This window comes from Roseivivax jejudonensis (assembly GCF_900172265.1).
Taxonomy (GTDB): domain Bacteria; phylum Pseudomonadota; class Alphaproteobacteria; order Rhodobacterales; family Rhodobacteraceae; genus Roseivivax; species Roseivivax jejudonensis.
The window spans coordinates 104,272-125,594 of sequence record NZ_FWFK01000008.1 but is presented as its reverse complement, the minus strand read 5'-3'; the positions used below and the strand labels follow the sequence as shown (position 1 = coordinate 125,594).

The window sequence follows — 21,323 nt, the reverse complement described above, 5'->3', positions numbered from 1 at the left end:
TGAGCCTTCGGGCGAGTGTGCACAGTGCTACGGCACGGCCGCCGGGCCCGCGTCCTGCGCCAAGCGGGCGCCCAAGGCATCCGACAAGGCCCGCAGGGAGAACACCGCGCTCTATGCCGAGCGCGTTTTGCTCATCGAAAGCACGCAAGATGTGAGTTCCATGAGTTCGAAGTGATCGGCACACGCGAGAATATCATGCGGCCGGCGCCCTTTGAGGTGCGGATGAGGAGCGTACATGAACGCGGACACCGCTTCGGCCGTCCGTATCCTCGAGGCGATCAGCTCGCGAATTGCCTGCACCGTCTCCGACTCTGCCGCCGTCATCGGGACCTCCCTCTCGCAAGGTGCCACTTGCCTCCCCGAAAGCGTGAACAGCCAAACGGGCAGAATGTTTCCAAGCATTCAATGAAAGGGTGGTTGCCACGCGCCGAGCCGAAACGCCGGGAGCCCGTATGCGCCTGTTCGGTCGCGCTGGGTGAGAGCCGGCCGAATACCTCCTTCGCGACGATCGTCGTGCCAGGCTGAATGTCGGAGCGACCAGGAGGGCGTGGTGACGGTGGTCCTGTATCCTTGCCTGACGACCGAAACGACTTCGAAGTCGCCCCGGTGCATCCGAAAGCAATGCCGTCATTCTTGCGACTGCGGACGAGGGCGGCGCTTGGATATCGACGCAGTGGCGGCACGCCGGGGCGCCAAAGCGACGTCTGCAGGATCCGGCGCACGGAACCCTTGTCTGGCGCAGAGCGACGCTGGCAGCGCGGAGCCACGCACGTGCGATCCAGAATGGACCTCGGAGGTTCACTATGAACCGAAACTTGATCTGGATTGGTGGTGCCGGCAGAGGGCATTGAACATCAATATCGTGTAGCCTCACCCAATCTCGCGCTTCTCGCAACATCCTGATACCGCAGCGTGTACCCCTTTCGTTCGGCCTCAATCCGTGTCATGATGTGGCACATGTTGGGGTGGATAGAAGGGTGGGCGGAACGTGCGCGCGCTGCACAGGCTCTCAGCTGCAGAAGTAAAGAACGCTGGGCCAGGCAAGCATGCCGATGGCGGCGGCCTCTGGTTGCACAAGCGTGATGATGGCGGCGCACAGTGGTTCCTGCGTGTCACCGTCCACGGCCGGCGCCGCGAGATGGGCCTCGGCCGGCTGTCCGACGTCTCGCTCAAGGAAGCGCGGCTGGAAGCTGAGCGCTGGCGGGCGATTGCTCGCGAGGGGAAAGATCCGATCAAGGAGCGAGACCGTCTGAAACGAGAGGCCGCCCGATCCGACAACACACTCCGCACTGTGGCGACCGATGCATTTGAGGCGCGCAAGGCGGAACTGCGTGGGGACGGTAAAGCCGGTCGTTGGTTCTCCCCGCTTGAGCTTCACGTCCTGCCGAAGCTCGCTCGGGTTCCTGTCGAAGAAATCAGCCAGCAGGACATCAAGTCTGCTTTGTCGCCTATCTGGCACAGCAAGGCTGACACGGCCCGAAAAGCCATGAACCGGCTGAGCATTGTGATGAAACACGCCGCCGCGCTCGGGCTCGACGTGGATCTGCAGGCTACCGAAAAAGCCAAAGCGCTTCTTGGCAAGAGCCGGCACAAGCCGCAGAACATCGCGTCGATGGACTGGCGCGAGGTGCCTGCGTTCTACGAGACCCTGAACGAGCCGACCGTCACGCACTTGGCGCTTCGCCTGCTGATACTGACCGGCGCCAGGTCAAAGCCAATCCGCTTTCTCAGCCTCGACCAGATAGACGGTAGCGTTTGGACGATACCGGCGGAACTGATGAAGGGCCGCGAGGGCAAGACTGGCGACTTCCGCGTGCCGCTGTCCACTGAAGTTCTGGCCGTTATCGAGTTGGCAAAACCGCATTCGCGAGACGGGTACCTCTTCCCGAGCGCGCGGAAAGGCGTCATCTCGGACGCAACCATGTCCCGTCTTATGGAGCGCCGCGAATTGCCTGAGAGGCCGCACGGCTTCCGCAGTAGTTTGCGCACCTGGCTGTCCGAGACGACCGACGCACCGCACGAGGTCGCGGAGACCGTGATGGCGCATACGACCGGCAGCGCGGTCGAGCGCGCTTATCGGCGAACGGACTTCCTGGAGCAGCGGCACGCCCTACTGGAGCGGTGGGCGGACCACGTAACAGGCAAAGGCACCGGAAAGGTGGTGAAACTTGCCTGAGCAACTGGCCTTTAACTTTGGCGAAAACGTCGCGGTATATTCATCACGTCAGTCAAGGAAGGAAAGAAAAATGACTGACAGAATGCTGCGCCGCCCCGAGGTCGAGAGCCTCACCGGCCCAAGTAAGAGCACGTTGTACCGCATGATTGCGCGTGGTGACTTGCCGGTGCCCGCGCGGATCGGAGAGCGCGCCGTGGGTTGGTATAGCCGCACCGTGCAAGATTGGCTCGCACTTAGGCATGAAACGGAGATGTTGTGACCCAGGCTGAAGTCCTGCCAATCTTAGGCGAAGACGGAAGTATTTCCTCTTTGGCTCCACTCATTCTGCACGTGTATATGCTGTATCCGGAGAGTGATCTGGATCGAAACAACGCCATCGATATCGCGCTTCGTGATGGTGCCGCCATGGCATTGGGCGAAGCGGAAGAATTTTCGCGGTTTAGCAAACTAATTTTCAAGGATGCACCGACGCGAACTCAGAACGGCAGGCTTTGTGGGTGTTTGGCTATTCAGATGCTTAGGAACATAAAGAAATATGGCGAAAAGAAAAAAATGAAGGCGGCGTTTCTTGTCTCGGAGTGGGTTTCAACTCAGCGAGACTCGTCGGGAAGATCAGTAAGCTCTGACGCTAATAATTTGCAGTCTAAGATGTGGCCAAAATTTGAGTCTGTGGCGCATCTTTGGGCCGCGCACGAAATTTTAGACGAAGTAACAGTTCGCAAAGCCCTTTTTGAGGAATCCAATGCACTGGATCGCTTCTTGAAGGTTTCCGCTTGGTTTCAGAGGGAGCTGACCGTGATGCAACTCGTCGCCAACGAGGTCCCACATGCAGTCCCCAAGCGATACATGTCAGCGGTCACAGATGGTTCTTTCTCGATAAATATTCCGGACTTAAGTGACTGGGAAATCGCGAGAATGAGGGAGTATCGCAACAAAAACGCTGGTCCGCCTAGATAGTTTAGCCCCTGCGGGGTGGTGTGCAGAGATGCTGCACCCCGTTATGCGACAGAACTGCCCGCCGTATTCTCAACCCATCGCAATCAAGCCGAGGGTTGAGCACTTAGCCCCCGGCGCTGACCTGAGGGCTGAGAGATGCAAACGAATTATTCTGGAAATCAAGCGACGTCGAATATCGGCGAAGCCCCCAAGCTCGCTATTCCTGCTGATCCGCTCCTTCGCGACAAGGAAGCGGCCGCGATGCTCGGTGCGTCTGTCTCGACGTTCTGGCGCCGCGTTCAGGATGGCGTGATTCCGCGCCCGATCAAGATTGGCGGAATGAGCCGCTGGAAGTGCAGCGAAATCCAAGCGGTTATCGACAACGCCGCCGCCAATCGCGAAGCCGCGTAAAAGAAAAACCCCCGCAAACCCGACCGGGCTCGCAGGGGCGTTATTCTTTCAGCGGCAATTGAAAGTATAGCGACGCGGCTCGGTCCTTTCAACTGGAAAGGACGAACCATGAAGACCGAAACTGCAATTCCCCCAGCCAGCACACGCCGCATCTGGCGTGTTTCAGACCTGCCGTCTGACCGCTCCGCTGCAACCTATGCCATCCAGCAAGCGGACGGCTCGGTTACGCGCCACATCCTGTCGAAGCGTCGCCGCCAGGTGATGGATCTGCTGATTGCTGCACCCGTTTATTGCGCGTCGCCCGTGCGCATCTCGGACATCGTGCATCTGCTGAAGCGCGAAACCGGCGTCGAGATCCACACGGATTACTACGCCGGTGATCCCAACACCGGAGCGGGTGCTTACGGAACGTATACGCTTGTTTCGCGGGTTCACCGCGTGGCCAGCGAGCAGGTGGCAGCATGATCCGCCGCCTGCAGATTGACCGTCTCCGCAAGCGCCACGGCCTGCCTGAACCGACCGCCCGCGTCATCGCAGGGCTCGCATTCGGAGGGCGTGGCTGATGCCCTTGTTTACCAAGATCAGGAAGAACGACCGCGAGGAAATCCGCGTCATGCGGAATGACTTCAAAGGCCACGACATGATCAACGTCCGCGTCTTCTACGACGCGGGCGGCGAGATGAAGCCTGGCAAGCAGGGCATCGCCTTCAAGGCCGAGCTGCTGTCGGATTTCCTCTGGGCTCTGAACGAGGCGCAGCAGATGCCGCCCGAGTGCGGAGGGCAGCAGCAGTGATTTACGCCGCAATCTCGCAGACCAATGGTAAGGAACTGCGCCTAACGCTGGAGGGGGCGCAGGGCCGGCAGCGCGTCGACCTGCGTCTCTGGTATCCGCTCAGAGATGGTCGGATGCGACCTTCAAAGCAAGGCGTATCCATCGAGCCGCACGAGCTTCCCGAACTTTGCGTCGGCCTCAATGATGTGCTGCGCGCGATGTCCCCAAATCAGGGGGCATCGTCATGAATTCCGGTGTTTATCAGGCTGGCCGGATAAAGCGCGGGCGCGCCACTGGCGCTGAGATGGAAGCGCGCGCCGACTTCCTGATCAGCTACGCCAACCTGCACGGTCCCGTGACAGTCCGGCAGTTGTTTTATGCCGCGACCGTTGCCGGGCTTATCGAGAAGTCTGAGAGTGGCTACGGCAAGGTGCAGGCACAAGTGCTCGCCCTTCGCCGTGCCGGTAGGATGCCCTACAGCGCAGTTGCGGACGCCACCCGCTACATGCGGAAGCCCCGGACCTATGACGGCTGGCAGGACGCACTGCGCCGCACCGCGCAGGTGTACCGCAAGGCTCTTTGGGCGGATGCGGCCGAACAGGTGGAAATCTGGATCGAGAAGAGCGCGCTGGCTGGTGTAATCGCGCCGGTTACGAGCGAATACGACGTGCCGCTCATGCCGACCGGTGGCTTCTCTTCGGAGACGTTCGCCTTCGAGGCAGTAAACGACATGATCGGCATCGGCCAGACACTCGTGGTCTACTCGCTCTACGACTTCGACCGCAGCGGACGGGATGCCGCGCGCTCGCTAAGGGACAAACTGCATCGCTTTGGCACCGAATTCGATGTGCCCGTCGTCTTCCACGAACTCGGGCTGACGTACCAGCAGGTCATCGACCACGAGCTTCCGACCCGCCCAGCGAAGCGCAAGTCAAGGGCGGATCAGCGTTGGCCTTACGAGTTCGCTGCCGAGTTGGATGCCATGCCGCCCGACCTCCTGCGTCGGCTCGTGGAGAGTGCCATCGAAGCGCACTTGCCGCACGAGGAACTGACGCAGCTGAAAAACATCGAGGCCCAAGAGCGCGCCACCCTGATGCAATTCATCGGGAGGGCAGCATAATGGGTGTTTTCGCTCAGCACGCTCCCCACTTCGCGGATCACGGGCTCGCCACCTTCCCGGTGGATACCCGTGCGAAGCGTCCGGCAGTGAAGGGCTGGCAGCACGCCAACGCAAACAAGTCGCGAGCGTGGGCGCGTTCCTCGAGACTGGCCAATGCGGACGGACTCGGCCTTGTCATGGGCAAGCCATCCGGCCTGGTCGAAGTAGACGTGGACGCCGTTGGAGACGCGTGGCTCGCCGTTGCCGTTGACCGGTTCGGCGAGACCCCGATCACGATCAGAACCGCGTCTGGAAAGTCGAAGCTCTGGTATCGGCACAATGGTGAGGGGCGAGCTATCCGCCCTCTATCCAATCAGCCAATCGACATCCTCGGCGACGGCTTCACCATCGCGCCGCCGTCTCGCCGCGAAGACCTGGGCGCGTCGTACGCGTTCCGGACCGGCGGTCTTGGCGACATCGCAAACCTCCCGACCATCCCGGCTGCAGCGCTCAGCACTGGCTCCCTGAGGGCCGCTGAGAGCATCGGGAAAGGTGAGCGCAACAACAGCCTCTTTCGCTGGTGCATGGCAGAGGCGCGCCACTGCGACGACGTGGAGACGCTGATCGACGCGGCCGAGACCTGGTGCAGCGCATTCCCCAACCCGCTCGGGCTGAGAGAGGTCGAAGGCTGCGCGCGCTCGGCATGGAAGTACGAGGCCGCCGGCCGGAACTTCCTCGGGCTCAAGAAACCCCAGATCACGAACGGAGACAGGATCATGGACGGTCTGATCGACCAGCCGGAAGCTTATGCGCTGTATCTGCTGTTCCAGCGCTGGCATCCAAACCGCCAGTCGTTCGCAATCGCGCCCACAGCCATGAGCAAGGCTGGTTCACCGCCATGGCCGCGCCGGCGTATCGAATGCGCCCGGGACGTACTGCTTGAGCGTGGTTACCTGGCCGAGCGCCGCAGTCCGGATAAAAGCCGTCGTCAGTGTGGCCTCTACAGCTTGGTATCCCAATCCCTCCGGGGGGAAGAGGTGTATAGTGATTGTTGGCAGATCCGGCAAGTCTCGGAGGCCGCACGATGACCCACCGAAATAGCGGCTCGACTACGGATACCCGCAACCCCGACGGCACGTTTGCGCCCGGTAATCCGGGTCGCCCGAAGGGCACACGCCACAAGATCACCCGCGCGGTGGAGGAACTGCTGGAGGGCGAAGCCGAGGGCATTACCCGCAAGGCTGTCGAGATGGCGCTAGAGGGGGACACGACAGCCATGCGCCTCTGCCTGGAGCGGATCGCTCCCGCCAAGAAGGACGCCCCGGTCAGCTTTGACCTACCCGAAATGAAGACCGCCGAAGACGCCACCAAGGCGGCGCAGGCGGTCCTGAAGGCCGTGTCCGAGGGTGAGCTGACACCTAGCGAAGCGGCAAGCGTCATGGCGCTGGTCGAGACCTACCGGCGGGCCCTTGAGACCGAAGAACTCGAACGCCGCGTGGCGGCACTGGAGAGCAGGACATGAGCAAGTTGAGTACGCGGATCGAACGGCTGGAAGGCGATAACGCCCCGGACAAGGAATGGCCTGCAATCATCTTTCTCGTGGCCCAGAGGGCAGACCATGCGGACAGCCAAGAAGATGCACCCGATGTCGCGCTCTTCGTGAATTGCAGCGTTTCCAGCATCGCACGGGCAGAGGGTGAAACCAGCGAGAGCTTCTACGCGCGCGCGGAATCCGTCTTCGAAGAGCATAGGCGTCCGGCGCAATGAGACAGCTCATGAACCGCGTCGAAAGGCTGGAGGCAGGCAGGGGTGACACGTCGCTTGCGATAATCGTTTTCGCACCCGCCGACCTAGAGGACGCAGAAATAGAACGACAGGCCAATCAGGTCGCGACAGCTGACGGCTTCGTCTGGAAGGAGCTTGTTGTTTTCAGAAACCCGAAAGCGAATTCTTGCAGCTTCACCATGATTGATGACTTTGCAGAATTTCTTGTCGAGATAGCCAGATGCTCGACTCGGATTGGTGTCAATCATCAAAACCTGGAGACTTAGAAAATGACGGGCAAGCATCAACTCTTGAGGCTAAACTCAAAGGACCTGAACAAATGGTTCTGTGGGAACGCTCAGGCCGTGAATTTCATGGAGAACCTCTCCATCGCCTGCAGCGAGTGGATACGCATGTCCCAAACCAGCGAAACCGACTGCATGGGGCGGATGACGGTCTGGATGGCATTTGGAAAAGAGCTACACCCGTTCTTCGTCCAGCATGCGGCGATACTTCGGCCTGTTGTTCTGACAAGTTGCCTTCAGTTACGGACGATAGCCAGCCTTGATCCTGAGCAAAGCCCCGATCAGCCCATCATCGAAGTTTTGTCGCATTCTCTGCTGAGCGTTGTTCATGTGACAGCGTGGATTTGTGGCGGCGATCAATGGGCCGAAGAAATCGCACCTGAGATATATCGAACGATGTGGCTTGATATAGATGGTGATGGTAAACTGAATGAAGCGCCCGGCGAAAACGCACGGCTGAACTAAAGGGTAAATGAGATGCCAGGCGGTGGTAGCGAAAAGACTGAAACTACGCAAAAGATGGAGCCGTGGAAGGCTGCTAAACCATATCTCAAAGAAGCTATGGCAGGCGGCTCCAAGCTCTATGGCTCTGGTGGCTTTTCAGCGTCTCCCTACGAGGGCAACCGCGTCGCAGGACCAGGTGCACCCACAGCAGTCTCCCAACAGATGATTATGGATCGCGCGCGCGGACCAAGTCTCACGGACGATGCTCAAGGTTACTTATCAAAGATGATGTCTGGCGGCTTCCAAAGCGAGCAACTTAAGGCCGCGCAGGACAATGCACTTGATGCCGCGATCCCAGCGGCAACGGCGCAGTTCTCCGGGTCGGGCATGCTCAACTCGTCCCAAGCAATGGATACCGTGGGACGGGTAGCGGCAGAGGCGACGGCGCCGTTCGCTTACGACGCGATGAACAACATGCAGACGAATGCGCTGCGTGGCGTGGCGCTGACGCCGAGCACCGAGCAGGCGGGTTATCTCGGGGCACAGATGATGGGTGCCGTGGGTGATGAGCGTGATGCCCTGCGCCAGCGCCGGATTGACGCGGACATGGAGCGTTATTACGAGGGCGAGCTTCAGCCGCGTGACAACCTCATGGGTTATGCCAACCTTGCGGCGCTGATGGGCGGCCAGGGCGGCACTACGTCGGGCAGCCAGACGATGCCGGGCGCGAGCGGTGCTGAAAAGGCACTGGGTGCGGGGCTTGGCGGCCTTGGCACATACGGAAGTCTCGCGGCTATGGGCTTGAGTGGACCGATGGCAATTGCGGGCGGTGTCGGAGCGGGCTTGCTAGGCCTGTTCTAGCTCCTCGTTGAGGCGAGCAAAGCGATTTGGAAGGATCGAGGGAAAGCCAATGTCCAGCAACGCGCTTAGGGATTCTGACCGGGCGTCGGAAAGCTCAGTCGGTGCCTCGAATAATCGCGCAGAGGGATCAGCCACGTCAGAGGCGACCGATGTGCAATTGAGGCGCCTCCAATTGATGCAGGCTCAAGCGAGGAAGCGAAAGGCCATGCAAGAGAGCGGCGCTGAGTCATCGCAGGACCGAACCAAGGAGCCGTCTGGAATCCGCCCGCGAAATTTCGAGGAACTGGCCCGGCTAACCGCACGTCGGAAGCGACTAGAGCAGGCGGCGCAGGGCGCGGCTTTGGGAAAGGTTCGTCCGCAAGCTCGCCCGCCCCGCGCTGACATGTCGTTCACAGGGCGCCTGAAAGACAATATCGTCGGCGTTGATGACGGTGTACAGTCTTTCGGTGAGAAGGCGGCGACAGCGCTCAACATCGGCGGGGAAAGCCTGACGCTCGGCCTTGTGGGGGACGAGGCGGCAGCGGCGACTGACGCCGCTATGGGGCGCGGTTCCTACGATGAGCGGTTGCAGGTTCGCCGTGACCAAGAGCAACAGCTGCGCGACGAGAACCCAGGCGTGGCATTCGCCGCAGAAGTCGCCCCTGCGCTTATTCCCGGCGCTGGTGGTGCAAAGCTCGCCGCTAAGGCAAGTAATGCCCTAGGGCGCAGCGGCGCTGGAATGGCGCTGGGTGCGGGCGCAGGTGGTCTGTACGGGTTCCTGGAGGGTGAGGGGGACGCATCGGCCCGGGCGCAGTCAGGTGCCCTCACAGGAGCGCTGGGTGGTATCTTCGGAACAGTAGCGCCAAAGGCGGTAGACGCTCTCAGCGGGGTGCCCACGCGCGTCAGGATGGCTTTCAAGCAATCACAGCAGAGACCCACGCTCGGCGCCCTCAGGACCACCAAGGATCTAGCCTATCGCGCGGTGGACGAGGCAGGTGAGAGCTTTGGCTCCGGCGAAATGCGCAGCCTTTACGAGCGAGCTACGAGAGCCTTTGAGGCGGCAAACTACGTTGAGGAAGTTGACAACGCCGGCCGCGCGGTCTTGCGAACGCTGGAGAAGCGAGCAGATCAGCCGAATACCACGCTGTCCCAACTAGACGGAATTCGCCAGAGCCTATGGCGACGCTACAGCAGTGCACCGGATCAACCTTTCATCCTTGACGCCATCCGAGAGATTGATGCGCTGATCGACAGCAGGGCCGGAGCCTCTGAAGTCATGGGGCTCGCCCGAGCTGCGAACGCTCGCTACGCCAAATCTCAGCTCTTGGACGATGCTTTCAGGAAGGCAGAGGACCAAACGGCGTCTACTGGTTCCGGTGGCAACATCCTGAACAAGTATCGCCAGGCGGTCACGTCGATCATCAATGACAAGAAGAAGGCCAGGTTCTTCAGCGAGGACGAAATTAGCCTTATGCGCCAGTTTGTTCGTGGCTCCCGCAGTGAGAACTTCGCCCGCCTTCTGGGGAAACTTTCGCCCGATGGAAACGGCTTGATGCTGGCGCTGCACACGACCGGCGGCATTCTCTCCGGCGGTGCTACGCTGCCTGCGATGGTCGTGGGCTCGGCTGCAAAGGGCTACGCCGACAAAGCCGTTCGCCAAGGCGTGGAGGCCATCAGAGACGCGGCATCGGGTTTCCGTCCTGCTTCTGAGTCTCCTCAGCTCACGCGCTCGCAAGCGGCCATGATCACTGGCGCTACTCCAGCGCTAGAAAGGTAGGCCGGGCTCGCGCTCTCGTCCGGGATAAAATTTTGGCAAATTCTACCATATATGGTATTGCGAAATGTGAGGAGTGCCCGTGGTGCGAGGAATGCTGCACGAAACGTTTGATGTGCCTCGCGGAACGCAGCGGTTTCGCGAACTGATTCTGTATATTTGCATGGAATGCCAGAGCGACCATTGGTTTGGCGCAGTCAAGCTGAACAAGATCCTCTACCACTCGGACTTTCGGGCCTTTGAGCGTTTCGGTGTGCCGCTGACAGGAGTTCGTTACTTCCGCCTCCCGAAGGGGCCTGCCCCCAAAATGCTGGTTCCGGTTCGCGATGAACTGGTGCGTGAAGGTGCTTTGCGTGTCGAGAAGCGACAAGTTGGACCCGACCATCGTCAGGACCGCCCGATTGCGCTTCGAGAGCCGGTTGTCGACCTGTTCACCGCCGATGAGCTGTACCTTGTTGATGAGGTGATACGGGAGCTGTGGAGCCAAACCGCGGCAGAAGTCAGTGATGCCTCTCACGACATTCGTTGGCGCGCGTTGCGGCACAAAGACCACATGCCCTACGAACTCGTGCATCTTTCTGGAGACCCGCTTTCGGACGCCGAGCAGACAAGAACGCAAGAGTTGGCACGAGAGCTTGGCTGGTAACGGGTGGTCTATAGTTGAGAGCGACGATTACTTGCGTGCCGTCGCACAATGCGGCGGCGCGCGACAAGTTGATGATGCCATTGCTCCAATAATCTATGCATTGCATCGCGAGCCACTTGCTTTCCCTGAAACGAGTGTGGCTGAAATACGACTTGCGCGAACGCATCTGAGGTTCAATGGACCGGATGTTATCTTGTCGCACTCTATATGGTTTCGAATGAATGAGCAGGAGCGAACCGTCGAGTTACTTTGGGTGGAATACTCGCGACCCGACGACATGGTCTGGGATGAAGCTGATGAGCCGTTCTGAGGAATAAAAATATGTCGAGTTCAGCGAAGCGGCCGGCCAGTCAGCGAAGAAGGGCCTGCAATGATAAGCGTGTTTCTCGACATGCTGGGACACTCGGTGAGTCGCCTAGCTCCAAGATACTTCGGCTTCGCGTGACCGTCGCGGGCAATCGTTGGATGCTCGACAGCCCACTGCTCGTACGGGGACCTTGGCCCATTGATACCCGAAGAGGATCGCGACGAACCCCATCACGGCAAGCACTGACCAGATGTCGCCCAACACCCTTGGTTCTGCATCACGTTGCACTAACCTGACGGCAACCTATGCCCTAGTCAGCTTGGAAACGCGGGTAACGGGCGGCGTGTGTCCATAAGCGGGGAAGTCACCGAGGTGTCTGAGCCAGCTGCCGAGCATCTCGTAAGACAGTACGTCCGCGTCTGGATGGCGAGCCCTTTCCGCATGCCTGTGCCGCTTGAGTACCTAGAGTTCTCGGACTTTGAGGCCTGGATGCATATCGAGGGCCACGGCGTGCTGATGAACAGCCTGCGCAATGAAGGGCGCGTCGAAGAAGCGAGGCGCTGGATGCGTGAGGAGGCGCGCGCCATGGAGGGCCAGCCCGGGCCTTCAAGCATCTAGCCAGCAGCTCTTCGTCTCAGGCCGTCGCTACTCACTCAGATCACCGAACCTCGTGCTGCAGAAGGCGTCTGGTCATACGCCATCGACATCACGAAGTATTGCGCGTTCAGAAAGTGTTTGGGCCAGCCTCATGTGATGCTGTAGCTACGTGTCAGAAAAACCTCCGAGCACCCAACGCTCGGGATAGAGTCTGCGGTGTGCGCCTCGAAACTTGAAGCATCCAAGGATGCCGTGAATCCGGTTCCGACGTGCACGAAGAACAGTCTGACTACGCTCGTGCGTGAAACGTGAGTTCCTCACGCCGCACATTATCGAAGCGAGCAAAATTCCAAAGCTGTTTCCAGACAACATCTTAGGTTTGTTGATCATGGCCGAAAGTAGTCTCTATCGATTTGATGCTGGCGGGATCGCCTTGATCGCCAAGCATTTCGCGGCAACTCCAACCATAATGTCAGACGATCAATTTAGCCACTTTGCCAAAGAGGTCGTCAGGGTAACCAACGAACAGTCCGCGAACACTCCTGTTGAGGCGCGGGCAATGATCATCGCGGTACTTCATCGAATGATCGAGTACGAGCGCAAGCTTACCAGCGAGCGTCTGATCCGGGGTACGATTCGCTAACGCTGCGAGGAAACGCGGTGGAGCCGTCGCTCTCAGCCTATTGGTATCCGGACACCACAGCTATGCCGGCCATGATCGCTACGCCGACCCAGATGTACCCCCATCCGACGGCATCCAAAGCTCGTCTTGGCGGTAATCCTGCTTTTTTGAAAGGGGGGCGTTCCGGCGGCTGAGGGGCCTGCGACATAGCTATCTTTCTCACAAACTATCAGGGGCGAACTGTCTGGGCGGCGTTCTGGTTCCCTGTGTCGTTCGAGATGGCAAAGTCCTGGCGTGGTCACCCCATGTCGAAGCGCATCAGGACTCGCGCGACGCGTCGGGCAGGTGAACTGTTGAAGCAGGTTGAGCCCGCATATGGCGCCAGGACTGACATTCAACCTGATACCGGCGCCGATATTAGGTCAACGCGGAAAGCATTGGGAAAGTAAACGTAACGGCGCCGATATGTCTATTCCGAAGCATCAGGCCGCTGCGGCAGCCGGGCTTTCTAAGCGCCAAGCCGACACCGCCCAGCATCTCGCAAATGTTCCGGACGATGTGTTTGAGGACATGTGCGAGAACGGCGCCACCGTCACTGACAATGGCGGTCGCTACTTCAAGATTGGAGGCAGCAAGCTTGAAAAAGTGCGAAGGTAGAAACGACGTTATTTCACACTATACACGCTGGCACCGTCTGAAGCTGAGCAAAACGGTCCCTCGAAAACTGTTACCGGTGCCGATACTAGTTTCACCCCAAGGCTGCAGCAGAGGGTCGGCGTGTCCGAACTCTATGAATTCAATGAATTTCGGAAATCGCGATATATGGCGTCACTGCGAATTTCACACAGCTTTCCGTGGATTAATCCAGCGCTGAAACTTATCACGTAGATCAGAGGGAGGTTATCGAAAGGCCCATACCAATAATCATAAATATATGGACCAAGCACAGCAAAAAGATAGCCGCCGTTCCGCTCGAAGCGCAATGATTTAATTTCCGCCGGTTCTAGGCTTTTAGACACCCTCATCTCCCTTTGATTGAATTTGAGCGAAACGGATACCTTCCGGACCTCCGTTTTCCGGAACGAAGACTACACCTTCCGCCTCAAAAAAACGCCTGAGGTGATCAAAGGTCGCAGCGCGCCCTTCACCGCGCTCGGCCCTGTTCAACGTGTTTCTATGGAGGCCGGTCTTCTCTGCCAGTTGCGGATTGGAGAGGCCCAGGGCGGCCTTCGCCATCCTGATCTGTGCTCCGCTGATCGATACTGCTCGTTCCGCCATTCTTCTCTCTTGTGCTGATGGCACTAAAATGTGTTGACAGCATGCGCTGACATCCTATTTTAGTGCTATCAGCACAAAACAGCAAGCGAGTGATAGAGTTCATGGCCGGCGTAGTGAGGATCAACCGCAGCGAACTTATGCGCCTCGCCTGGATGTGGGCGCGTCAGGAGCAAGGCTACACGTTCATCTACAACTGGACGCCCGGCCCGGGCTACGGCCACAGGAGAGCCGCCACAGGCCCGGAGAAACGCGCTGTGTTCGCCGAGTGCCTTCGGAGGGCATGGGCCGAGATGAAGGCCCGCGTGGCCCGTCTCGCAGCGCATGCAGCCAACCTTGGCGAGCTGGGCGACCGCAGCGCTTCTTCGCTGCGCGCCGAGATCCGCGACATCGAAACCCGCAACCGTATCGGACCGGATGGCTGGAAGCGCCTCTCTCAGCTGCAAGCGGCGCTTCGGATGTGCGGGGAAGCCTCCGAGCCTCGCCCCCTCCGGCACGCAAAGCGCCCTCAGCAACGCGTGCGTATTCCCCGCACACCTACGACCGCCAGCGCCGCAGCCACCCTGCGCGTCTGACCAACAAACAAACCTCAGGAGGACGACATGACGACAGCAATTCAGCAGATGTACCACCAGTGGAAACAGCTCCGCGCAAGCGCTCACGGCACCTCGGAGGAGGATTGCGACGCTGCTGTGGAAGAGATGATGCGCATCGAGGACGCGATGCTGGAGATCCCGAGCGAGAGCGCGGCCGACTTTGCGGCGAAGGTTCTCGCCTACACGTCGCACGGAGACTTTGGCCTCACAGGCGACGGTATCGGCCAGATCCTCCGCGAGGCGTGCAATCTCATCGGAGAGCCGGTGCCCGGCTTCGACGGGAAGGATTCGGGGCGCCTGCCGTGGTACGAAATGCAGGCCGCAGAGACGCGCATGGAGCGCTTCTGCGAGCTTGTTGGTGCAAAAGCGCCGGCAACGCTTCTGGACGCTGAGGGCGCCCCCACGGACGAGCTGATGGACTTCGTGCGCGAGCAGGAGCTTTCGCTGGACTGGCTGTTTCTGGGCGATGTGACGCCGCTCCTGCGGGCCTACAGGACGACCCATGCACAACGGTCTCCGGCAGCCCTCCGCGAGCGTGTGGATCTGCTTGCGGCTGCGGCGGGCATCGAGCCGGTCGGGATCGAGATTGCCGATGGCGATGCTCTGCTGACAGACGACCTGATCGCGTTCTGCAATGAGGCCAACGGCAGCTTGGACTGGCTGCTGACCGGTGACGTCGGGGAACTCCTGCGGTCCCACCGCGCTTTTTCCGAGCAGAAGAAGCCGTTCATGAAGGCGACACGCAACCTCTCGGACAACGAACGGAAGGCGCTGGTCTTCACGCTTCGACTGATCGTTGAGGGCGCTGACGTGGATGACGCCATGCAGACATTCACCCGTGTCGTGGAGGAGCAGCGGGCCGCATGAGTGACTTCGGAGGGCGCAAGCACCCCAGCGCCCTCCGCTCCCCCAACCAGGTATTTGCCGCATGAACATGATCGCTCGCGATTACGAGCAGAACCGGTCCTGGTCGGACCAGTTCATCCCGCAGATCAAGCACATTGTCGGGGCGCACCTGTTGCAGGCTGCGCCCGATGCCTTGGATATGCGCCAGGCGACGGACTTGCTGATGCTCGATGGCAAGGATCTTCGCATCGCTGCGCGCGTGCGCCGGCCGGGCTACGCAGAACGCTTCCCGCACCAGTTCACCATTCGCTCCGGGCTTCCGTCAGGTGGAGAGACGGAGTTGTCCAAAATCGTCAACGGTCATGGCGACTGGATGTTCTACGGTCACGCGAACGAGTGGGGCGGTATGGATCGGTGGTGGCTGATCGACCTGCGGGCGTTCCGGGCGGCGCTGATCCGCCACAAGTCCGGTGAGGGCGCAATCACCTGGGGGAACAAGACAAACCCTGACGGTAGCCGATTTGTCTGGTTCGACCTCCGCACCTTCCCTCAGCATCCTTCGATTGTTGTCGCAGCTTCCGTTTGACGTGTCTCGCGGCGTATCGAAAAAGCTGTGTCATGCACTGATATTTTTTGCAGGCGCCCCAATTACGTCATTTTCCCTGATTAATCGAGCGCTCGAAACGGCAGAACATGTTGTGATGCAGCGAGCGACAGGGAGCAAATGATGAACTTGAGTACACACCGTCCGCGTTTGTCCGTGGTTCTCACCTTCTGGAATGCTCTGTGTCTCGGCATCGCCGTCCTAATGGTCCTGCACTTCACGCAGCAGCATGCACACGAAGTAAGCCGCCAAGCCCAGGAAGATAACGCGCTGAGAGCAGCACGCGCCGTTTCGTTGACCTTCTCCAAGGCCCTTGATCGGGAGTGGGAGAGCATCCGAGCAGTTTCCGAGAAGATTGAAACGAGCGACTACGAGTCCATGCGCAGCTTCGTTGACGCCGTCCCTGACGCGAGCGTCAGCGTCGCATGGGCCGGCGTTGCCAACCCGTCCGGCCTAATCGTCGCGGGCTCGAACGCGGTGCGCGAGGGTGAGGACGTCAGCGAGCGCCGATGGTTCCGGGAGGGCCTGCGCGGGGAGAGCGCCGGATCGGTATTCCAACCATCCGGACACGAAGGCGACGGCTTCATCAACTTGTCCCGTCCTGTTCTCGATGCTGACGGAGCACCGGTTGGCGTAGCTGTTTACCGCATCGACATGGCTTGGGTGGATGGCTTCGTTCAGGAGACGGCAGTTGCACTCGACGCGGATGCGCTGGTCGTGAGCAGAGACGGTAGCGTGCTTGCCAGCGCGGCGAAGCAGTTTGACTTCATGCCGTCCGAAGCCGAGCTGATGGCTCTCGGCCTGGGACAGGATCGGGGCATCAACGCTGATCGGGAGGATGGACCCAGCTTCGCCTCTGCGACCATTTCGAGGATTACCAGCACTGCGGTTCCGGACATGGGCTGGAGCTTGATCGTGCGGGTGCCGCTGCAAGGTCAGTCGGCCACGAGCGAGCACCCTTGGAACTGGGATGTCCTCGGTTTCGTCACTGCGGCGGCTTGCATCCTCGCGATGCTCGGCAAGGTGAATAGCGTGATTTCGCGCCCGATTGAGCGCTTGGCCGGGTGCTCCAGTGCGCTCGCGCGCGGAGAACTTGACTACCCCGTTGAGCGCGCCGGATCATTCGAGGCAGAGGAGCTTTCGCAGTCTCTCGCCGTGATCCAAACAAGCCTGCAGAGGCACGGTCACTTCCGGAGGAGCGGCACCATGATCAGTGAAGGCAGCGACGCTCGCTTCCGATTGATCGCCGCAGAGTAGTAAGCGAGACTTTCCTTCAAGCCGACAAGAGTTGCAACAGTCGGGCCGACCCTGGCATCCGTGCGCTCTGATTTCTGCGAGAAATTAAGTCTGCAGGCGCGGGTACATACCTGCGCCTGTCATCCGTGGGGGACATCACGTCTTGCGTTTCTGATATCGTCCAAGGGCTCAAGCAACACTCGGGCATCTACCCCAAAGTATTGGCAGATCCGATCCAGAGCATCCGGTCGAGGCCACGCCGCGGAGGCGAGATAGCGGTTCAGCTGGGTTCGGTTCATCGGCATCTCGCGAGAGACGTGAGACACGTTTCCGCCCTGTTGCTCATCGATGAGTTGCCGGAGGTTGGCCCCGAAAATCCTGTTGATGTCGTTTGAAGTCTTCTCCACGAAGCAGCTCCTTCCAACGTGGTTCGAAGCTACGTACGTGATGTAAAACTCGGCAACCGTGGGTAGGTCACAATGTCTCGCCTACGCTCGCTTGACGCGACCCGCTGACCTGTCACTGTATCGCTGTGCCCGTTGCAGATTTCTTGTTTGAAAACCGACATCTCAAGCCAGCGGATGTGCCTGTCTGATATGTACGACGACAAACATCACGAACCCGATGAAGATGAGCGCTGGGGCGCGCCTGGCGCGGCGGTCATGGTTTTGCTTGTTCTGACGGTAGTCGGTTCGTGCACGGGTCTCGTCGCGATGATTGTCTGAGAGCCACACGAACAGACTGTTGACGCTCAACAGATACATCGGCCGTTGAGTGTGCACGGATCTTGGCTAGCGTTGTGAGCAGGGAGATCCGGTTCGCATGTAAAGGGGTCAACGGTGCCTCAACTCCTCTGGGTGCCGTTGGTGTGTTTCGGGATCTCCCGACCTTGCTACCGTCTAGCGACACCAGTCCGCGTTCTTTGACGCCTGAGCGAGCCCCGCACGCATCAGTGGCTCGCGCACATCTTCGCCGTCGCGCCCGAACAGAATGCCCAGGTCTCGGCCATAGCCACCGCCGCCGCGCAAGCGGCTTCCTGCCGCAGTTTCGTCACAACGCTGCGTTTACGTAGGACTTGAGCAGACAAACATTATATGGTTAACACGCCGGTCGGCAAAGACCGACGCCAGTTGTAAGGGGAGCCATCATGAGAGTTCTGATCCAAAAAGAGGGCGAAATGTTTGTGGGCCAGTGCCTTGAGCACGACATTTGCGCGCAGGGTTGCAGCGTTGACGAACTCATGTCTCGCCTCGTTTTGACCGTCGATTTGGAGTGCAGCGAGCGCAATGGATCGCTGGCCGATATTGACCCTGCTCCCGAAGAGTTTCACAAGATGTGGGATAATGCGCGTCGGCTCGCGGACGAGCAGTGCGGTTACGAAGTCGCCCTCGCAGCTTAAGTGGAATTACCTTGTCGGCACCTTTTGGAAAGTTCCCGTCGCTCAGAACGTACATCAAGTGGGTCCAGGAAGAGGCTGGTTGTACAGTTAAAGAGGGGGTGCAGGGCACAGCCAATGTATACCGAATCGAAGCGCCCGATGGGCGCTTCGTCGTATTCGGTGGTCTGCCTGATGGTGAAGGCTTGACGCCCACCATGATTGCGTACCTTGATCGTCGCCTCGGTATCGACTCACCTTTCCCTTCAATAAGCGATGGGTACGATTGAGGTCTCTATCCCCCTTTGTCGGTAGCCATTGCCGCTCTTTGCTGAGCGGCAGTTGCAACGCGTTCTCGACGGTGGCCGCGTGCAAGCTCGCTGAAATGGACCCCGCTCACTTCATGCGGCACGTGGATTCGCCGGAATAGTGTGGATTTGTGGCCACTTAGCCGGAATTCGAGGTGCATCTGACATCAATGCCGTCATTCTTGCGACTGCGAACGAGGGCGGCGCTTGGTAGTCAGCACCATGGCAGGACGCCGCTGCGCTCCAACGGCCTTTGCCGGATGCAGCGCTAGAACGCCTTACCTAAGGCGAAGCGACGATGACCGGGTGGATACTAGGGTGGATGAGATACGGTAGCGGAGAATAATCTCGAGAAAAAACAAAGTCTTGATATAATTTAATGGTGCCGGCAGAGGGACTTGAACCCCCGACCCACTGATTACAAATCAGTTGCTCTACCAGCTGAGCTATACCGGCGCCGCGCACTCAAGTAGCGGCGGCGCGGAGGAAGGGCAAGAGCGAAGCCCGGCATGGACATTCGCGCGACGCGGGTCATCCTGTGAGAGAGATCCTCGCACCCTACCGGAGACCGCCCATGCGCCGCATCCTCGCCCTTTGCATTCTCTGTCTTTCCATCGCTCCGGCCACGGCGCAGGACGCTGCGGACACCGTCGCGCCCGAAGCCGCGGCGGAGGCGGGCGCGGACAGCGCCTTCGGCTCGTTGTCCGAGCCCGCGCGCGCAGCGCTGGCGACCAAGGCCGAGGGCCGGCCCGTTCTCGCGGAGGACTGGATGGTCGCCGCGGCCAACCCGCTGGCGGTCGAGGCCGGCGCCGACGTGCTGCGCGCCGGCGGCAGCGCGGCGGATGCGATGATCGCCGTTCAGTCCGTGCTGGGGCTCGTAGAGCCGCAGAGCTCCGGCCTCGGCGGCGGCGCCTTCCTCGTCTGGTACGACGCCGCCAGCGGCGCGGTCACGACACTCGACGGGCGCGAGACGGCTCCTCTTGCCGCCACGCCCACGCTGTTCCAGGACGACGCGGGCGAACCGCTCGACTTTTTCGACGCCGTGGTCGGCGGACGCTCCGTCGGCACGCCCGGTACACCCGCGCTGCTCGAGGCGGCGCACGAACTCTGGGGCACGGCCGACTGGGCCGGTCTCTTCGATCCGGCGATCGCGCTGGCCGAGGACGGCTTTGTCGTCTCGCCCCGGCTCGCCAGCCTCGTGGCCGAGGACGCAGAGCGGCTCGGCCGCTTCCCGGCGACGGCGGAGTACTTCCTGCCCGGCGGCACGCCGCTTGCCGAAGGAGACACGCTGACCAATCCGGCCTATGCGGAGACGCTACGCGCCCTCGCCACGGACGGCGCCAACGCGTTCTACACCGGCGACATCGCGCAGGGCGTGGTCGAGACGGTGCGCGGCGCGGCGGGCAATCCGGGGCTGCTGTCCGCGACCGACCTGGCAATCTACGCGGTGCGCGAACGTGCGCCGGTCTGCGTCGAGTACCGCGCGCACGAGGTCTGCGGGATGGGCCCGCCCTCGTCCGGCGCGCTTACCGTGGGCCAGATCCTCGGCACGCTGGAGAATTTCGAATTGGCCGGCGGCCCGGACGACGTCGAGACATGGCGGCTGGTCGGCGATGCCTCGCGCCTCGCTTTCGCCGACCGTGGCCGCTACATGGCCGATTCCGATTTCGTGCCGATGCCCACCGCGGGTCTCGTCGATCCGGCGTACCTGACCGAGCGCGCGGGGCTGATCGCCGGGCGCGACGCGGCGCTGTCCGAAGCGACCCCGGGCACGCCAGACTGGGATCATGCCCAGGCCTGGGGCGACGATGCCTCGATCGAGTTTCCGTCCACCTCGCACATCTCGATCGTCGACTCCGCCGGCAACGCGCTGTCGATGACCACGACGATCGAGAACGGTTTCGGCTCGCGCCTGATGACGCCGGGCGGGTTCCTCCTGAACAACGAACTGACGGATTTCTCCTTTGCGACGCACGAGGACGGCCGCCCCATCGCCAACCGCGTGGAACCGGGCAAGCGCCCCCGCTCCTCGATGGCGCCGACGATCGTCCTGCGGGACGGCGCGCCGGTGCTCGTCGTCGGATCGCCGGGCGGCAGCCGGATCATCGGCTACGTCGCGCAGGCGGTGATCAACGTGGTCGATTTCGGCATGGACGCGCAGGCCGCCGTTGCCGCCCCGCATGTCCTGAACCGCTTCGGCACGATGGACCTGGAGGCGGGAACGGACGCCGAGACGCTGGCCGATCCGCTCGGTGGCCTCGGCTTCGACACCGAGGTGCGGGAGCTGACCTCCGGCCTGCACGTGATCGCCATCGGCCCCGAGGGGCTGACCGGCGGCGCGGACCCGCGCCGCGAGGGCATTGCGCTCGGGGAATGATGATGGCCCGGCG

The 21,323-nt window shown here is 60.6% G+C and carries 28 protein-coding genes and 1 tRNA gene; 26 read left to right on the top strand and 3 right to left on the bottom strand.

All coding sequences use genetic code 11. The features are described from left to right. Window positions 1-111: 111 nt before the first annotated feature. Window positions 112-324, bottom strand: a complete 213-nt coding sequence (locus ROJ8625_RS18710) for a hypothetical protein (RefSeq protein WP_085793454.1) — start codon at window positions 322-324, stop codon at window positions 112-114. A 664-nt stretch (window positions 325-988) separates the two neighbouring features. Here ROJ8625_RS18710 and ROJ8625_RS18705 point away from each other — a divergent pair. The 19 genes from ROJ8625_RS18705 to ROJ8625_RS20755 all read left to right on the top strand — a co-directional run bounded on the left by ROJ8625_RS18705 (window position 989) and on the right by ROJ8625_RS20755 (window position 13,350). After that, the gene (locus tag ROJ8625_RS18705; RefSeq protein ID WP_085793453.1) at window positions 989-2,176 is read left to right on the top strand and encodes a tyrosine-type recombinase/integrase; all 1,188 of its coding nucleotides are present in this window, start codon (window positions 989-991) and stop codon (window positions 2,174-2,176) included. Next, on the top strand, window positions 2,169-2,435 hold the full coding sequence (locus tag ROJ8625_RS18700; RefSeq protein WP_234984318.1) for a helix-turn-helix transcriptional regulator: 267 nt from the start codon (window positions 2,169-2,171) through the stop codon (window positions 2,433-2,435). Before ROJ8625_RS18705 ends, ROJ8625_RS18700 begins: the two co-directional genes overlap by 8 nt. Next, the gene (locus ROJ8625_RS20775; RefSeq protein ID WP_143535198.1) at window positions 2,432-3,133 is read left to right on the top strand and encodes a hypothetical protein; all 702 of its coding nucleotides are present in this window, start codon (window positions 2,432-2,434) and stop codon (window positions 3,131-3,133) included. Before ROJ8625_RS18700 ends, ROJ8625_RS20775 begins: the two co-directional genes overlap by 4 nt. A gap of 135 nt (window positions 3,134-3,268) precedes the next feature. After that, window positions 3,269-3,523 (top strand): helix-turn-helix transcriptional regulator, encoded by a 255-nt coding sequence (locus tag ROJ8625_RS20770; RefSeq protein ID WP_143535197.1) that lies wholly within the window; start codon window positions 3,269-3,271, stop codon window positions 3,521-3,523. 108 nt (window positions 3,524-3,631) lie between these two features. Beyond that, the gene (locus tag ROJ8625_RS18695; RefSeq protein ID WP_085793451.1) at window positions 3,632-3,988 is read left to right on the top strand and encodes a hypothetical protein; all 357 of its coding nucleotides are present in this window, start codon (window positions 3,632-3,634) and stop codon (window positions 3,986-3,988) included. 97 nt (window positions 3,989-4,085) lie between these two features. Further along, the gene (locus ROJ8625_RS18690) at window positions 4,086-4,316 is read left to right on the top strand and encodes a transcriptional coactivator p15/PC4 family protein (protein WP_085793450.1); all 231 of its coding nucleotides are present in this window, start codon (window positions 4,086-4,088) and stop codon (window positions 4,314-4,316) included. Next, the gene (locus ROJ8625_RS18685; protein WP_159456821.1) at window positions 4,313-4,543 is read left to right on the top strand and encodes a transcriptional coactivator p15/PC4 family protein; all 231 of its coding nucleotides are present in this window, start codon (window positions 4,313-4,315) and stop codon (window positions 4,541-4,543) included. The genes ROJ8625_RS18690 and ROJ8625_RS18685 overlap by 4 nt, the downstream gene beginning before the upstream one ends. Continuing rightward, window positions 4,540-5,415: a hypothetical protein gene (locus ROJ8625_RS18680; RefSeq protein WP_234984317.1), complete on the top strand. Its 876-nt coding sequence runs from the start codon at window positions 4,540-4,542 to the stop codon at window positions 5,413-5,415. Before ROJ8625_RS18685 ends, ROJ8625_RS18680 begins: the two co-directional genes overlap by 4 nt. Beyond that, a complete protein-coding gene (locus ROJ8625_RS18675) occupies window positions 5,415-6,482 on the top strand; it encodes a bifunctional DNA primase/polymerase (RefSeq protein ID WP_085793447.1) in 1,068 nt (355 codons plus the stop codon). Before ROJ8625_RS18680 ends, ROJ8625_RS18675 begins: the two co-directional genes overlap by 1 nt. Next, complete coding sequence (locus ROJ8625_RS18670; RefSeq protein ID WP_085793446.1) at window positions 6,479-6,916, top strand: DUF5681 domain-containing protein; 438 nt, start codon at window positions 6,479-6,481, stop codon at window positions 6,914-6,916. Before ROJ8625_RS18675 ends, ROJ8625_RS18670 begins: the two co-directional genes overlap by 4 nt. Next, the gene (locus ROJ8625_RS18665; RefSeq protein ID WP_085793445.1) at window positions 6,913-7,161 is read left to right on the top strand and encodes a hypothetical protein; all 249 of its coding nucleotides are present in this window, start codon (window positions 6,913-6,915) and stop codon (window positions 7,159-7,161) included. The genes ROJ8625_RS18670 and ROJ8625_RS18665 overlap by 4 nt, the downstream gene beginning before the upstream one ends. Before the next feature lie 8 nt (window positions 7,162-7,169). Further along, on the top strand, window positions 7,170-7,445 hold the full coding sequence (locus ROJ8625_RS20765; protein WP_143535196.1) for a hypothetical protein: 276 nt from the start codon (window positions 7,170-7,172) through the stop codon (window positions 7,443-7,445). A 3-nt stretch (window positions 7,446-7,448) separates the two neighbouring features. After that, window positions 7,449-7,928 carry a hypothetical protein gene (locus ROJ8625_RS20760; protein ID WP_143535195.1) on the top strand — a complete coding sequence of 160 codons (480 nt, stop codon included), beginning with the start codon at window positions 7,449-7,451 and terminating at the stop codon, window positions 7,926-7,928. Between the two features lie 54 nt (window positions 7,929-7,982). Continuing rightward, complete coding sequence (locus ROJ8625_RS18660) at window positions 7,983-8,768, top strand: hypothetical protein (RefSeq protein ID WP_143535194.1); 786 nt, start codon at window positions 7,983-7,985, stop codon at window positions 8,766-8,768. 205 nt (window positions 8,769-8,973) lie between these two features. Then, window positions 8,974-10,524 (top strand): hypothetical protein, encoded by a 1,551-nt coding sequence (locus ROJ8625_RS18655; protein ID WP_143535193.1) that lies wholly within the window; start codon window positions 8,974-8,976, stop codon window positions 10,522-10,524. A 91-nt stretch (window positions 10,525-10,615) separates the two neighbouring features. After that, on the top strand, window positions 10,616-11,167 hold the full coding sequence (locus ROJ8625_RS18650; RefSeq protein ID WP_085793442.1) for a Panacea domain-containing protein: 552 nt from the start codon (window positions 10,616-10,618) through the stop codon (window positions 11,165-11,167). A gap of 748 nt (window positions 11,168-11,915) precedes the next feature. Then, window positions 11,916-12,092, top strand: a complete 177-nt coding sequence (locus ROJ8625_RS21100; protein WP_159456820.1) for a hypothetical protein — start codon at window positions 11,916-11,918, stop codon at window positions 12,090-12,092. Window positions 12,093-12,372: 280 nt separating this feature from the next. Then, window positions 12,373-12,714 carry a hypothetical protein gene (locus tag ROJ8625_RS18640; protein WP_085793440.1) on the top strand — a complete coding sequence of 114 codons (342 nt, stop codon included), beginning with the start codon at window positions 12,373-12,375 and terminating at the stop codon, window positions 12,712-12,714. 354 nt (window positions 12,715-13,068) lie between these two features. Further along, a complete protein-coding gene (locus ROJ8625_RS20755; RefSeq protein ID WP_143535192.1) occupies window positions 13,069-13,350 on the top strand; it encodes a hypothetical protein in 282 nt (93 codons plus the stop codon). A gap of 354 nt (window positions 13,351-13,704) precedes the next feature. Here the strand turns inward: ROJ8625_RS20755 and ROJ8625_RS18635 are convergent, their stop codons facing one another. Continuing rightward, window positions 13,705-13,971 carry a helix-turn-helix domain-containing protein gene (locus tag ROJ8625_RS18635; protein ID WP_085793439.1) on the bottom strand — a complete coding sequence of 89 codons (267 nt, stop codon included), beginning with the start codon at window positions 13,969-13,971 and terminating at the stop codon, window positions 13,705-13,707. 101 nt (window positions 13,972-14,072) lie between these two features. On the opposite strand from ROJ8625_RS18635, the gene ROJ8625_RS18630 reads away from it, so the two are divergent. From ROJ8625_RS18630 to ROJ8625_RS18605, 6 genes are all read left to right on the top strand, one after another. After that, window positions 14,073-14,543, top strand: coding sequence for a hypothetical protein (locus tag ROJ8625_RS18630; RefSeq protein ID WP_085793438.1), 471 nt, complete (start codon window positions 14,073-14,075; stop codon window positions 14,541-14,543). 27 nt (window positions 14,544-14,570) lie between these two features. Then, window positions 14,571-15,431, top strand: a complete 861-nt coding sequence (locus ROJ8625_RS18625; RefSeq protein WP_159456819.1) for a hypothetical protein — start codon at window positions 14,571-14,573, stop codon at window positions 15,429-15,431. Window positions 15,432-15,492: 61 nt separating this feature from the next. Further along, entirely contained in the window at window positions 15,493-15,996 is a 504-nt protein-coding gene (locus tag ROJ8625_RS18620) for a hypothetical protein (RefSeq protein ID WP_085793436.1), read from the top strand. A gap of 141 nt (window positions 15,997-16,137) precedes the next feature. Next, the gene (locus tag ROJ8625_RS18615) at window positions 16,138-17,271 is read left to right on the top strand and encodes a HAMP domain-containing protein (protein WP_159456818.1); all 1,134 of its coding nucleotides are present in this window, start codon (window positions 16,138-16,140) and stop codon (window positions 17,269-17,271) included. Between the two features lie 533 nt (window positions 17,272-17,804). After that, window positions 17,805-17,975 carry a hypothetical protein gene (locus ROJ8625_RS21095; RefSeq protein ID WP_159456817.1) on the top strand — a complete coding sequence of 57 codons (171 nt, stop codon included), beginning with the start codon at window positions 17,805-17,807 and terminating at the stop codon, window positions 17,973-17,975. 422 nt (window positions 17,976-18,397) lie between these two features. After that, window positions 18,398-18,649, top strand: a complete 252-nt coding sequence (locus ROJ8625_RS18605) for a hypothetical protein (RefSeq protein ID WP_143535190.1) — start codon at window positions 18,398-18,400, stop codon at window positions 18,647-18,649. A gap of 664 nt (window positions 18,650-19,313) precedes the next feature. Here ROJ8625_RS18605 and ROJ8625_RS18600 read toward each other — a convergent pair. After that, a tRNA-Thr gene (locus tag ROJ8625_RS18600) sits at window positions 19,314-19,389 on the bottom strand. Between the two features lie 118 nt (window positions 19,390-19,507). On the opposite strand from ROJ8625_RS18600, the gene ggt reads away from it, so the two are divergent. Further along, a complete protein-coding gene (ggt, locus tag ROJ8625_RS18595; protein ID WP_085793432.1) occupies window positions 19,508-21,310 on the top strand; it encodes a gamma-glutamyltransferase in 1,803 nt (600 codons plus the stop codon). Window positions 21,311-21,323: the final 13 nt, after the last annotated feature.

Excerpts from the sequence above, each read along its gene's own strand:
- ROJ8625_RS18710 (WP_085793454.1), bottom strand. The coding sequence starts at position 324 with ATGACGGCGGCAGAGTCGGAGACGGTGCAGGCAATTCGCGAGCTGATC.
- ROJ8625_RS20770 (WP_143535197.1), top strand. The coding sequence starts at position 3,269 with ATGCAAACGAATTATTCTGGAAATCAAGCGACGTCGAATATCGGCGAA.
- ROJ8625_RS18695 (WP_085793451.1), top strand. The coding sequence starts at position 3,632 with ATGAAGACCGAAACTGCAATTCCCCCAGCCAGCACACGCCGCATCTGG.
- ROJ8625_RS18690 (WP_085793450.1), top strand. The coding sequence starts at position 4,086 with ATGCCCTTGTTTACCAAGATCAGGAAGAACGACCGCGAGGAAATCCGC.
- ROJ8625_RS18680 (WP_234984317.1), top strand. The coding sequence starts at position 4,540 with ATGAATTCCGGTGTTTATCAGGCTGGCCGGATAAAGCGCGGGCGCGCC.
- ROJ8625_RS18675 (WP_085793447.1), top strand. The coding sequence starts at position 5,415 with ATGGGTGTTTTCGCTCAGCACGCTCCCCACTTCGCGGATCACGGGCTC.
- ROJ8625_RS18670 (WP_085793446.1), top strand. The coding sequence starts at position 6,479 with ATGACCCACCGAAATAGCGGCTCGACTACGGATACCCGCAACCCCGAC.
- ROJ8625_RS18665 (WP_085793445.1), top strand. The coding sequence starts at position 6,913 with ATGAGCAAGTTGAGTACGCGGATCGAACGGCTGGAAGGCGATAACGCC.
- ROJ8625_RS20765 (WP_143535196.1), top strand. The coding sequence starts at position 7,170 with ATGAACCGCGTCGAAAGGCTGGAGGCAGGCAGGGGTGACACGTCGCTT.
- ROJ8625_RS20760 (WP_143535195.1), top strand. The coding sequence starts at position 7,449 with ATGACGGGCAAGCATCAACTCTTGAGGCTAAACTCAAAGGACCTGAAC.
- ROJ8625_RS18660 (WP_143535194.1), top strand. The coding sequence starts at position 7,983 with ATGGAGCCGTGGAAGGCTGCTAAACCATATCTCAAAGAAGCTATGGCA.
- ROJ8625_RS18655 (WP_143535193.1), top strand. The coding sequence starts at position 8,974 with ATGCAAGAGAGCGGCGCTGAGTCATCGCAGGACCGAACCAAGGAGCCG.
- ROJ8625_RS18650 (WP_085793442.1), top strand. The coding sequence starts at position 10,616 with ATGCTGCACGAAACGTTTGATGTGCCTCGCGGAACGCAGCGGTTTCGC.
- ROJ8625_RS21100 (WP_159456820.1), top strand. The coding sequence starts at position 11,916 with ATGCCTGTGCCGCTTGAGTACCTAGAGTTCTCGGACTTTGAGGCCTGG.
- ROJ8625_RS20755 (WP_143535192.1), top strand. The coding sequence starts at position 13,069 with ATGGCGCCAGGACTGACATTCAACCTGATACCGGCGCCGATATTAGGT.
- ROJ8625_RS18635 (WP_085793439.1), bottom strand. The coding sequence starts at position 13,971 with ATGGCGGAACGAGCAGTATCGATCAGCGGAGCACAGATCAGGATGGCG.
- ROJ8625_RS18630 (WP_085793438.1), top strand. The coding sequence starts at position 14,073 with ATGGCCGGCGTAGTGAGGATCAACCGCAGCGAACTTATGCGCCTCGCC.
- ROJ8625_RS18625 (WP_159456819.1), top strand. The coding sequence starts at position 14,571 with ATGACGACAGCAATTCAGCAGATGTACCACCAGTGGAAACAGCTCCGC.
- ROJ8625_RS18620 (WP_085793436.1), top strand. The coding sequence starts at position 15,493 with ATGAACATGATCGCTCGCGATTACGAGCAGAACCGGTCCTGGTCGGAC.
- ROJ8625_RS18615 (WP_159456818.1), top strand. The coding sequence starts at position 16,138 with ATGAACTTGAGTACACACCGTCCGCGTTTGTCCGTGGTTCTCACCTTC.
- ROJ8625_RS18605 (WP_143535190.1), top strand. The coding sequence starts at position 18,398 with ATGAGAGTTCTGATCCAAAAAGAGGGCGAAATGTTTGTGGGCCAGTGC.
- ggt (WP_085793432.1), top strand. The coding sequence starts at position 19,508 with ATGCGCCGCATCCTCGCCCTTTGCATTCTCTGTCTTTCCATCGCTCCG.